Origin of the sequence: Plebeiibacterium sediminum, assembly GCF_026013605.1 — a bacterium.
GTDB lineage: Bacteria > Bacteroidota > Bacteroidia > Bacteroidales > Marinilabiliaceae > Saccharicrinis > Saccharicrinis sediminus.
The window spans coordinates 1-13,780 of record NZ_JAPDPJ010000008.1 but is presented as its reverse complement, the minus strand read 5'-3'; the positions used below and the strand labels follow the sequence as shown (position 1 = coordinate 13,780).

Genomic DNA, 13,780 nt, shown 5'->3' with positions numbered 1-13,780 from the left:
AACAAATATAGTTAGTTCATAAACGCCAACAAAAGATATTAACATCTTTTTTTATTTTATTTAAAACCATTCTAAACAATATTAATATTATTGATCTGATTTACTGCATCTTATAAGACAAGAATTCTTTTATTCTAAATTACTACATTTTAATGTGAACAAAAAAAATTGTTTAATAAAAATAAAAAAGGATGTCATAAAATGACACCCTTTTCTTGTTAAAAATTTATGATTTTTATTTAACTATCATTAATTCAGCACTTTTCTTATCACCCATAACTATTGAAACAACATAACTACCTGGTGATAAAGATTCAATATTCATTTTTCCTTTTAAATAAGGAGAATCTTTAAATATTTCCTGACTTTTCATTAACTCTCCAGAAACGGAGATTACGTTAATTTTTACAGTACCAACATAATCATCCTCGATAGAATAGTTAAATTGATTACTCACAGGATTAGGGAAGATATCAAAATCAAAATCCGAAGATGATTTATCAAAAATTCCTGATACTTCTTCTTGTATCTGCACGTTATCAATAGCCCATCCCCATCCGGCTTCCAACTGATCTGAATGTAATTTGAATCTTATTATTATGGTATCTTCTGCGTTAAATGTATCCCACAAGTCTATAACATGTTCAATATACTGTTCAGGAGTTGGTGTGTCTGAATAACTTGTACTGCCGGAAGTCCATACATCTGAATAACTATAATCATAACCATCTGCTAAAGCAACCCAATTAATCCCATCGGTACTTGCTTCAACAACAACATAATCATAAAAATCAGATTGTGGATAAGTTGATCCGGCTTCTCCAGTTTCAATATAGGCAATATCGATATACTTTAAGAATGCCATTGAATGATCTGTCGAAACAACAATAGGATATTTAAGTGTATAATAAATATCTTTATTTTCCTGATAAGGATGCTGTGTTGTTATGGCATTATTATCCAAATCAACACGATTTACAGAGAATCCATTTCCATAGAAATCACCTAAACGTGTTGTGAATTTATTAGAATAACTTGATTCAATAGTCAGCATATTATTAACAGGAATTTCAACACCATTTGAAGAATAAGCAATATCACCAATATACCCAACAACTCTCACTCTTTCTTTACCCTCAACTCCTGCAGCATCAATTTCATATTGTTTTAAACCAATAGACGTATTGTTATATGTATTTAATAAAACATCATCTGCATAAACTTCAACTTTATCATAAGCTACATCGTAATCCAATTCAATATTATAGTTCCCTTTAGGATTAACACCTATTCCATTTATATAAGGATTATAATTTATGCTTGATAAACCAGTTCTTTTTACTGTCCAAACACCTAAACCATGCGTTCCAACAATCACCTCATCACCAACAATCTTCATATCCCATATTGAAACTGCTGGTATTCCATTATCAGCAATAGCCCAATTACTTCCATTATCATATGAGATGAACAAACCGATTTCTGTACCGACCCAAATTTCATTTTCATCAAAAGGCATCACTAATAAAGAGTTTACTGCCACATTAGGAAATCCATTCGAACTAAAATCTGCCCCATAGGTAACATTTCCTTCTCCATCAACCTGACTAAATCCTGTAATATCCTCCCATGTTTGACCTAGATCTGTTGTTCTGAAAACTTTTGGATAGTATGCATACGAAAATAGCAAATATGCTGTATTTGGATCAGATGGATGAGTTGCAATATTTGAAACAGCACCTAAATTCATTGCGTTTACAGCATCACTAAACGATTGACCTCCATCTGTAGAAACATGCATAGTACCTTTGGTGTAACCTTCAGAACTATTCATGATAATACCAGCCCAAACTACATCAGGGTTTGCTTCACTAATAGCAATTTTAGGATAACCTCCGGATCCCCATCCCCAATTAGTTCCCATATTGATATTCTCCCAACTAGTACCAAAATCTTCAGATTTCCATAAGCCGGATGCTCCTCCAATAAATAAAAGATCCGGATTAATTGCAGAACTAGCTATTTTTGTTAAAAAAGGAGCGGTTTCTGTTGTATTATCATCAAATCCACCAGATATATCAATCCATGAAGCACCACCATCTTCTGATTTTGCTAAATCATTATTATAAACAGATCCAATTAGTTTTTGAGGATCACGGGAGTGCCAAACAGCATCAAATCCATCACCAGATAAGGCAGCTGTCCAATCATCAGAAACAGAAGGGTCTGTTCCGGAAATATACGATCCATTATCCTGCATTCCCCCAAAATACCTGTATTCTGAAGGATGTCGACTAATTCCATAAAACTGAGTTGTGATATAGCCTTTTGATTTTGTAACCCAATTTGAACCTCCATCATTAGAATAGAAGAGCCCGCCATCATTTCCTACAATAATTGCAAAAGGAGATCCTACTCCTTGTAAAATATTAATGGAATGATGATCGGCATGAGAGTAATTACTTGCTGTTGGACTATGCCAAACAGTAAGATGATCAGCTGATAAACTCTTATTGCTTAATGAGAATGGATGTACTAAAATATTATTGGTTGGTAAACTGGATTCATCCCAGGTAACACCATTAACTAACTGAGGATAAAGTGTAAATAACAGATTAGAATTTCCATTATTAGTTGTAACTGCCGCATTTGGCAATGCATCATCATAAACAATATCATGAACCACAATAACTTCGTATCCATCTGCTGTCAAATCAAATATGCCATTATTATTTGAGTCTATAAAGGATGCGTATAACTGTTCAGAAACTAAACCGTGTTTTTTAACTACTTTAAAAGGCACATCAACATAATCATTATAGGAAAGAGCGGCCATATCATCATTTATATCGTAAGTATATGAAGTACTCGTTAAACGATGAGCTTTTTGTGAAATACTCGTTCCAAATTGAATTTCCACATCATCTAATGTTGAATCATATCCCTCATAAATTTTCACCCCTCCGTTAGCGTGAGAGCCATAAAAATTACCCAGCTCCATTATCGATGACATTCCATTTTCAACATTATATGCATTTTTAGATGTACCTGAAATATCTTCTCCCAAAGTAAAACCGTAAAAATCAACTCCTCCTATAAAACCTTTATTGGCATCTGTTGGATCAACTTTTATAACATTATTATACCAACCCTGGCCCCCTAAAAATTCAGTTGATGAAGCATCGGTACATTCAGCCCAATCTTCTCCTCCATTGATAGAATAATATAATTTTGAATCTTGATTTAAGGCATATAAAACATCCGGGTCCGATGGCGATACTGCTAATTCTATTCTTCCATCACCACTCAAATCTAATACCTGAAACCAACTTTCACCTGCATTAGTAGTTTTATATACAGCTCTTTTATTACTATCTCTATTATTATAGGTCACCCACAAAATATTTTCATTTGTTGGATGCATTATTAAACGTTGATAACGAGCTTCTCCTCCTTGTTTAGGAGTAATATTACTCCAGATACTACCTCCATCAATTGATTTAGCCACAATTTTATTTGTAGCTACGAACAAAGTATTTTCTTGAGTGGGAGAAACAACAATACTATTTACATAATGAAAATAAGATGTATTTGTAGTCTTAGGAATTTGATTCCATGTTACACCATTATCCAATGATTTATAAATTCCATTTCCTTGAATAGCATCGATATTAAAATAACCTTCCCCAGTTCCAGCATAAATAACATCGGTATTAGATTCTGCCATTACTAAAGTACTTATAGATAGATTTGGAAGATCTGGAGAAATTAACTGCCAGGTAGTACCAGCATCTGTTGTTTTCCATATTCCCCCTGCTACGGCACCTGCAAACCAGGTCTGTTGAGTAGCATCTGAAGGATCAACAATTATGGCTCGGGTTCTTCCTCCAACATTACCAGGTCCTCGCTGAACCCAATCTAAATCTACAGTAGTACTTTTTAGGCTGGACTTTAATGCATATGCCGATTTAAGTTCCGTGATTTTATAGTTTTTGGGATATTTCGCTTTCCCAAAACCCGAAACCATGGCATTTTTATATTCAATATATTTATCTGGTTTATCTGCCGGTTTGGAATAACCTTTTTTGCGGCGTTCAATTTTCTTATTAATCTGCTGTTCTATAATCTCTTCTGAAGAAACAGCTAATACCTTTTTTTTACTTTTTGGCTTTGATGGAGCACTTAAATAATAGAATACCCCAAATCCCAATATCATTAGAACCGGGATAAACAAATGCTTTTTTCTCATACAAACACTATTGAATCAAGTTTAAATCTCACTAACTCTTTAAAAGAGAAAACACTCACTAACAACCCTACGCATCTATTTATAAAAAAGATTCAAGTATCTGCTATAATTTATAACGCTAATATGCTTTTAAAACCACTTGAACAGAATATCCATTTTTTTCAGATTGGGCTATGTTTTCCAATTTTGAGTTGAAAGTTTCAAAGAAACGCTTTTTAATCTCAATTAACAAATCCTGCTTACTATCAGCATAAAATGAAAACTCGCCTTTACTATCCGTTGTAGTTGTGATTATTAGATCCGAATCCTGATAGATATTCACTATAGCATTTGATACAATTGTTGACTCCTGAGAGGAAACAACTTTACCCATATAATGAGTATAATTATAATTAACCTTCTGTTCAAAGGCATAAATATCATCTTTCCCTTTTCCTCCATCTCTATTTGAAACGAAATAACCCAGCTTATTATTCTCATAATAAATCAAACCAAAATCATCGTCAGAGGTATTTATTGGATAGCCCATATTAAATGATGATGAATAGGTTTCGCCTTCGGGCAATGCGAAGAAAATATCCATACCTCCTAAACTACCCTGCTTATCTGACGAGTAATATAATATATTATCATCGCTAACAAATGGAAACATTTCATTTCCTGAAGAATTAACATTAGGCCCAAGGTTTACCGGAGGACTTAAAAACCCATTTTTATAATAGGAATAATAAATATCCAAACCTCCATATCCCCCATCCATATCTGAAACAAAAAAGAAACGTGTTTCATCTTTAGTTAGAAAGGCATGCATCAGAGAAAAATTAGTTTGGCGTAATGGTATTGGCATCATTTTTCTTTGCCATTTACCTTTATTTTTATAAGCAACATAAACATTAAGATAAGAACTCTTATTATCCTTATGTATCATATTTCTTGTTAAAAATGCAATATCATTTTCTGTATTAAAAGCTATTGGTCCATCATTATATTTCGATAATAACTGTTTGCTAAAAGGCTTTGGCTCTGTTAACGACAAATGATCATTAATTTTTGAAGTATATAATTTATAAAAGCTACTTCCATCTCTAATATCAGATCTTTTAAGAGCTGTTATTTCTCCTTTATTTGAGCAGAACACCAATTTATTATCGTATATAGCAGGCCCAATTTCTGATGACTCTGTATTAATTGGAAGATTAAATATTTTGAAATTACTTGAATCTCTTTTTAGTAATTCCAGTTTACTTTTTGTCAACAAAGTTCCTGAATTCTCAATTTCTTCTAATTCATTATACTGCTTTAAAAATTGATTTGCCTCCTCGTAACGTTGTAACTTCTTTAATTCCTGTGATAAAATAAGATATGTTGAAAAATCAACATCAGGATAATCTTTAGCTTTCAAATACCATTTTACACTATTCTCTGAATCACCTAAATGTCTGTAACAATCACCTATCCGATGCGTTACATAATACATAGCTTCACCTTTTTCTTCCAGCTGTTTGTATAATTTAATCGCCTTTTTATAATTAAAATTATAAAAACACTCATCTGCTTTTTTTATTTCCTTGATCTGTGATATTAATGAGACAGGTAATAAAAAACTGAATATAAATAGTATAATGATTGAACAATATCGCATAGTTTAAAACTTAAATCTTCAATTAGAAATATCTTGGATTGATTACTCTTTCCTTATTAAAATTAAACTCATAATTAATCATTAATTCATGAGAACCACTATGATAAGAACTTAATTGATTTGTGTTTAAATCAAACGCATAACCAAATCGAACCTGTTTATTGATTTGAAATTGTAAAATACCTCCCAGAGATTCATTTAAGCGATACATGGCACCCACCCAAAACTTATCGTAAAGAACGGTATTCACATTCATATCAACACTAAAAGGTGAGCCTTGAGCTAACCGGGTCATTACAGATGGTCTCAGCACAACATGATTATTTAAATGAAATACAATTCCCATCATTCCATAATAATGACGAACCTCATTTCCATTGCCATAACTTTCGGCACCTTCTTCAAATGAATTTTCCATAATTCGAGGAGCAGATAATCCTAAATAAAAACGCTGAGAATACAGATATACTCCAAAACCAAAATTAGAAAGTAAAGTTGATTCATTTGCATTATAATAGGATTCATCATTACTATACGTCTTATCTAATCCATTATAATCTATTGCATAATTGCTAAAGCCGGCATTTAATCCTAACGACATTTTTAGTTTATCACTCATTTTAAGATGGTAGGCGTAATCAATAAAAAAACTTGTTTGATTTACTGGTCCATAAGAATCATAAACCAAAGATGCTCCCATAGCCATATTTTTGTATACAGGCAAGTGTCCCGTAAAAGTAGCTGTAGTTGGAGCACCCTCAAAACCTACCCACTGCTGCCTGCCTAAAACCATTAAACTCAACATCTCTCTTGAACCTGCGTATGCCGGATTAATAGTTAAAGTATTAAACATATACTGTGTAAACATTGGATCTTGCTGAGCACTTAAATGATTTAAGTCAGACCCAATTATTACAACAATACCAACCAGTATAATCTTAATTCTTATATATTTTGTTATTCTATTCATATGTCTAGATTTACTTTTAATTACTATATGGAATTCTCCAATTTAGTCATACTTGTGTGTGATAAGTCATATACTTCATCGATCTTACGATTCTCTTCCATCGGTTCATCATATCTAATTATCTTTTAATATAAACAGATCCTTTAATTACTCCATTTGATCCTCCAAGTTTCACAACATAGAAATACAAACCCTGAGGTAATTCAGCTGAACCAATGGCTGAATTACTTGATTTTCCATCCCATTTGTTATCATAATTTCTCATATGGAATACCTCACCTCCCCATCTGTTGTAAATAAAGATTTCATTTCCTTCATAATCAGATACTCCTGGTATCATAAAGTAATCATTTACACCATCTCCATTAGGAGAGAAAGTATCTGGAGCATCAATTCGTTCAGCACAATCATCAAATGAATCCTGAAAATTCAAAATACCATCATTATCACAATCTTCAGCACCTTCTTCGCTATCTAAAACACCATCATCATCGCTATCTTCATCCCTATAATCAGGAATTCCATCTTCATCAGTATCTTTAACATCCTGTAAACAAGTTTCGCTTACTCCTCCTTCTATAACATCTAAAATGCCGTCATTATCTGAATCTGTATCTCTATAATCAGGAAATTCATCACCATCGGTATTAAAGTTTTGCTCTTCAATATAATCAGCTATTCCATCTTCATCACTATCTGCAACTCCAATAATAAATTTAACTGTAGCTTCATCACAATTACCTGAATCATCACATCCTACATAAGTAAAATATTCTTCAATACAATATTCTCCATAAATTGAGGTGTATGTAAACACTCCATTTTCCTGAACTCTTAAGAAACCTCCTAATAACTCAGATTCATCTACCAATACGGTTATTTCGTCGCCATTAATATCTGTGTCATTATCCAACACATTAAATGTTACTGTTTCTCCATCGACCATATAAATCACATCATCCTCACATACTGGTGCTACATTTTGTAAACTCACATTTACAGTAACTGTAGCTGATGAACATAATCCTTCATCATCACAAATTTGATAAATGAAGGAATCTGTACCAGAAAAACCTTCATTAGGAACATAAGTAATTTCGCCAGTTAAAGACTCAACAGTACATACTCCATTAGTTGGTTGTGATAAAAGAGATAATGAAGTAATATCCAGATTATCATCAATGTCAACATCATTAGAAATTACATTTATGGTAACTTCTGTATCCTGTGCTGAAGTAATTTCATCATCATATGCAACCGGAGCATCATTTTGTGGAAGAACTTGAAGAATTACCTGGGCATTATTACATCCATTTTCAGAGTCGCAAACCTGATATTCAAAAGTATCTGCACCATTAAAATCTGCATTAGGGGTATAAATAATTTGATTCGATGCATTCACTTCTGCTGTTCCATTTTCTGCTTGCAGCGTAATAGTGACCACAAAACCATCTGATTCTGAATCAATATCATAATCATTAGAGAGTACATCTATTATTACACTTTCATCTTCATTTGTTTCTGCTTCATCACCTACAGCAACGGGTAGATCATTTACTGCTAATATTGATATAGAAACTGTTGCGTCATCTGAATATCCCAAATCATCAAAAACTCTGTATCTGAAATTATCTGTTCCAAAGTAATTTTCATTTGGTGTATAAGTAATTTCTGCTGTAGAACTATTTAATGATAATACACCATTTACAGGATTATTAATAATGATTAAAGAACTTATATCAATATTATCCTGAGGATCGGTATCATTATCCAACACAGAAATAACGATACTTTCATCTTCATTAACTTCTACATTATCGTTTATTGCATTAGGCGCTTCATTATTTACATTGATGTAAACAGTTGAAATATTACTTACCAAGCCTTCTGCATCGGAGAACCTAAAATTAAATTCATCATCCCCAGAAAAACCTTGTTCCGGAGTATATGTAACAATAAAGTTTACTCTGTCAATCTGAATGGTACCATTAGATGGTGTACTTATATTTTCAAATGTTGAGTAATCGATATTTCCATCAACATCTGTTACCAAATCAGCAAAAGCAATTTCAACAGATACATTTTCTGATGTAGAATAATTCACATTCTGAGTTACTGGAGCATCGTTTTGGGAAACAACCTCTACTACCAAGTTAAATATTCTACTTCTATTATTTTCTTCAGATTGATCGCTAACATAAACAGGCACATTTAAAAATCCAGAATAGTTACTAACGGGAGTAATTACATTATTACTAACTGAATAATTTAAGCCGGCTAACACAACTAGTACAAAATCATTTGGATAATTATTATCCGGATCTTCGACTATTAAATCTGTTAATGTTACTGGCAGCGGTTCATCTTCATTTGTAAATAAAGTTAACTGATCTGTAATTTCAGGTCTGTCATTAACGCCAATAACAGATATTACCAATGAATATACATCACTAATGTTATTATTCTGTTCCTGATCATTTACAATAACATTCACTAGCAATTCACCATTAAAGTTCAATGCTGGTGTAATCGTATTTCCTACTACAGTATAATTATTACCGGATAAAACACTTAATATAAAATCTGAAGGATAGTTATTATCAACATCTGAGACACTGATATTATTTAATGTAACAGTATAAGTTCCCTCTTCCTGGATTTCTATACTATTTTGCGATACAATAACAGGCTGATCATTAACAGCATTTACCGTAATGAAAACATTTGCCGTAGTACAATATCCATCTTCATCACAAACCTGATATTCAAAAGTGTCCTCTCCAAAATAATTGCTATTAGGAGTGTAAACCACTATTCCTCCGGTTTGTATTGTTGCTTCACCATTAGTTGGTAAAGATAATAGGGTTAATGTACTTGCATCAATATTATCCTGTGGATCTGTATCGTTACTGGTAACATTAATAGATATGCTATTATCTTCATCTACATCAACAATATCATTTACTCCGGTTGGGGCTTCATTTGAAACAAGTATTGAAATTACACCGCTCGCACAAGCTCCTTCATTGTCACATATTTCGTAGGTAAATGAATCAGTACCTGAATAACCATTGTTTGGGACATAGGTGATTATTGCATTTTGTAAATCAATTGAAGTTGTTCCATTGGTAACATCTGATAGAATTTTTAAAGTAGATAAATCTATACCATCTTCAACATCTGAAATAAGGTTATTGATATTAACAGTAATTTGTTGATTTTCTGCAATTGTAACATTTTGACTGTTTGCTATTGGCGTATCATTCTGTGCCAAAACCAATACATCAACTGTAAATATGCTACTTTCTGAGTTGGTTGATTCTCCATCGCTAACAGATACATCAACAGATAATGTGCCATAATAATTTAACACAGGAGTAATCGTTGTTCCATCAAATGTGTAATTTTCTCCTGCATGTACAATCAAACTAAAATCAGTGGACTCATTATCTACATCTATAATTGAAATATCATCTAAAGAAATAGCTACAGGTACATCCTCATTTGTTGATATTGTATTTATTTGAGACTCGATAACTGGTGCATCATTTACAGGATTAATAGTTACGCTTAAATTAAATGTAATACTATTTTGATTTACAGGACCTAAATCAGAAACATACAATGGTATTGTTAATGTTCCATTAAAATCTTGTAACGGTGTCACCTGACGACCTGAGAATGTATAATTGCTGCCTGCCAACAATGTCATTTCATGTTGACTTGAGTAGGTATTATCAATATCTGTAACATTTAATGCTGTGAATGGTATTGTAAATACAACATCTTCGTTATATGTCAATGACTGCTGACTATTAATAATAGGTGCATCGTTTACAGGAGTTACAGTTAAAACAACATCATTACTATTAGATAAAGTACCGTCGCTGGCTGTAAATCGAATGGTTTCCTGGCCAAACCAATCTTCATTTGGTATTTCAACAGAGGCTATTTTTGTTGTTTCATCAATAGCAATCACTAAATCTGAATTACCACTATAACTCCATGAAATTTGATCATTTGTATTGTCAGGATCTGAAACATATAAATTCAAATTAATATCAGAGAAGGTTGCGCCCTCTGCAATTGTTTGATTTGGAATATCAATTACTACAGGTGGATCATTATCATTAATAACATTTACCTGTAGGTTATAAGTATTACTTTGAGCTCCTGCCGGATCAACAACATATACCTGAACTGTAATTGTACCAGTTACATTTTCATTAGGAGTAATAGCTGTGCCATTAACTATATAATTAGCTCCCGGCAGAATGGTCATTATATAATTAGTCGGATAATTATTATCCGGATCCTCAACGATTAAATCAGATAAACTTATTTCAGTTAAGGTTTCTTCAGCTATAGATATAGAATTCTGTCCTGTAATTATTGGTTCATCATTAACTGCAGTAACCTCTAATCTCACATTGTCATAAACAGATGTATTACCCTCATCTGTCGCATAGAAAGTGATTACTTCAACCCCATTCCATTCAGCATCTTTAGGTGTAATAGATGCAACTCTATTGGTAATTACAATATCAAAAAATGTTGGTACAGGATTTACTGACCATATTATATCTTCATCTGAAGTTTCAATATCGTCTATGTAACTATCTAAACTGATTGTACCAAAATTAACATCCTCAGCCCTTGTTTGATCAGGGATATCAGTTATAACCGGATCATCGTTGACTGGAGTTACTGAAATTGAAACTGATACTGTATTACCATTTGAAGATCCATCATTTGCAGCATAAGTAAAACTATCACTATGATTCTCAGATCCATCATGTGTATAATTAAACGTTCCGTTAGGGTGTAATGTCAATGTTCCATAACTTACATTACTCATTAATACAGCTGTTAGCGCATCTCCATCAGCATCGCTATCATTATCCAAAACCGAATCATTTCCTCCACTTAAAGTTGTTGAAGTTCCTCCTTCATTAACAGTTATCGCATCTGCATTTGCAATTGGAGTATTATCATTTAAATTAGATATAGTAATTGTTATCAATTCTGAATCACTATGACCTGCTCCATCTGTTACAACAACAGTCAATTCGTAAATATTATTATTATCATTGTCCGATGGATTTTCAAAATCAGGTGCATTAATAAATGTCAGTATTCCATTTGAACTATTCATTGCAAATAATTCAGAATCTGTCCCTGTAATTGAATAACTTTCGGTATCATCATCATCCTGATCTGTAGCTGATGCAACTGTTACAGTTCCTGTATGATTTTCACTTAGAGTAACATTTCCAACATTAATTACAGGAGTAAATTCATTAACAGGCAAAACTGTAACCGACCATGATGCACTTACAAAATTATTATCTTCATCTGTGGCAGTTATTCTTATTGAGTAAACATTATCTCCATTTGAATCTGCTGGATTTTCATAGTCACGGACTTCCATACTTACTACTCCGGATGAAGGATTAATACTAAAGGCTGAAGCATCTGTTCCTCCAAGCGTATACACTACATCTCCAATTGGACTTCCTGTTATATGTGGTGTTACAGAAGTATAAACTTCATTCTCATTAACATAAGCTGGTGATATTGCATCAATAGAAAAATTTGCAGTTTCTTCAATATTTTGAACTGTTATAGTTATAGACTCAGAATCAGTATGATCAGCTCCATCTGTTACTGTAACTGTTAACTCATAAATATTATTCTGATTGGCATCAGTTGGATTTTCAAAATCCGGGGCAGACTTAAATGTTAATTCTCCATTTGTACTATTTATGTCAAATGCAGCATAATCAGTTCCTGATATAGAATAAGTTTTACTATCTCCTGCATCAGCATCAGTTGAGGTTGCTGTTAATACCACTCCTGTATGATTTTCATATATGGTTGTACTTCCCACACTAATAACTGGTAAATTATCATTCACTGCAGAAACTGTAATTGTTACCGACTCAGAATCTGTATGATCAGCAGCATCTGTTACAATAATATTCAAGTCATATATATTATTACCTCCATTATCTGTTGGATTTTCGTAATCTGGTGAATTTTTAAATATCAACTCTCCACTACCCGGGTCTATTACAAATAAAGATGCATCAGTTCCTGAAATTGAATAAGTCTCACTATCTCCTGCATCAGCGTCAGTTGAAGTTGCTGTTAATACTACTCCTGTATGATTTTCTTCAACTATGGTGTTTGCTACGCTTAATATTGGCGAATTATCATTGACATCGGTAACAGTAATAGTGATATCTTCTGATGTTTCATGACCAACAGCATCTCTTACTAAAATGGTTAAGTCATATACATTATCACCTCCATTATCTGTTGGATTTTCATAATCTGGTGAATTCAAAAAACTAAGAACACCGCTTGTCTCTCCTATTGTAAACAAGGCATAATCATCTCCTGATAATGAAAACAACTTGCTATCTCCTAAATCTCCATCTGTAGAAGTAGCTGTTAATACAGTTCCTGCATGATTCTCTTCTACAATTGTATTTTCCACAGTTAATACAGGAGAATTATCATTAATAGCTGATATGTTAATAGTGACGATTACTGTATTGCCATCAACTGTTCCATCATTTGCGGCATAGCTAAAACTATCACTGGTGGTTTCACTGTCATCATGGGTGTAACTAAATGTTCCATCGCTATTTAAGGTTAATGTTCCATTACTTACATTACTTTTCAATACTGCGGTTAAGGTATTGCCATCTATATCATTATCATTTTCTAAAACTGACGAACCTCCACCGTTTAAGCTTGTGGTAGATCCTCCTTCACTTAAGCTTATAGCATCCTCAACAGATATTGGTGCATCATTTACACTGCTTACCGTAACGGTTATTGTTGATGGTGCACTCGATAATAATCCATCGGAGACTACTGCTCCAACACTCAATGTACCATTAAAATTTGC

4 protein-coding genes are annotated in these 13,780 nt (G+C 32.9%); all 4 read right to left on the bottom strand.

Going from position 1 to position 13,780, the window contains the following annotated elements; translation table 11 throughout:
- Positions 1 to 235 precede the first annotated feature (235 nt).
- The 4 genes from OM075_RS05565 to OM075_RS05550 all read right to left on the bottom strand — a co-directional run bounded on the left by OM075_RS05565 (position 236) and on the right by OM075_RS05550 (position 13,762).
- Entirely contained in the window at positions 236 to 4,249 is a 4,014-nt protein-coding gene (locus OM075_RS05565; protein WP_301189495.1) for a VPS10 domain-containing protein, read from the bottom strand.
- 118 nt (positions 4,250 to 4,367) lie between these two features.
- On the bottom strand, positions 4,368 to 5,891 hold the full coding sequence (locus tag OM075_RS05560; RefSeq protein ID WP_301189494.1) for a hypothetical protein: 1,524 nt from the start codon (positions 5,889 to 5,891) through the stop codon (positions 4,368 to 4,370).
- Between the two features lie 22 nt (positions 5,892 to 5,913).
- Positions 5,914 to 6,861: a PorP/SprF family type IX secretion system membrane protein gene (locus OM075_RS05555; protein ID WP_301189493.1), complete on the bottom strand. Its 948-nt coding sequence runs from the start codon at positions 6,859 to 6,861 to the stop codon at positions 5,914 to 5,916.
- A gap of 118 nt (positions 6,862 to 6,979) precedes the next feature.
- Entirely contained in the window at positions 6,980 to 13,762 is a 6,783-nt protein-coding gene (locus OM075_RS05550) for an Ig-like domain-containing protein (RefSeq protein WP_301189492.1), read from the bottom strand.
- Positions 13,763 to 13,780 lie beyond the last annotated feature (18 nt).

Bases quoted from the DNA above. Each gene is read 5' to 3' on its own strand.
- OM075_RS05560 (WP_301189494.1), bottom strand. From the start codon at position 5,891: ATGCGATATTGTTCAATCATTATACTATTTATATTCAGTTTTTTATTA.
- OM075_RS05565 (WP_301189495.1), bottom strand. From the start codon at position 4,249: ATGAGAAAAAAGCATTTGTTTATCCCGGTTCTAATGATATTGGGATTT.
- OM075_RS05555 (WP_301189493.1), bottom strand. From the start codon at position 6,861: ATGAATAGAATAACAAAATATATAAGAATTAAGATTATACTGGTTGGT.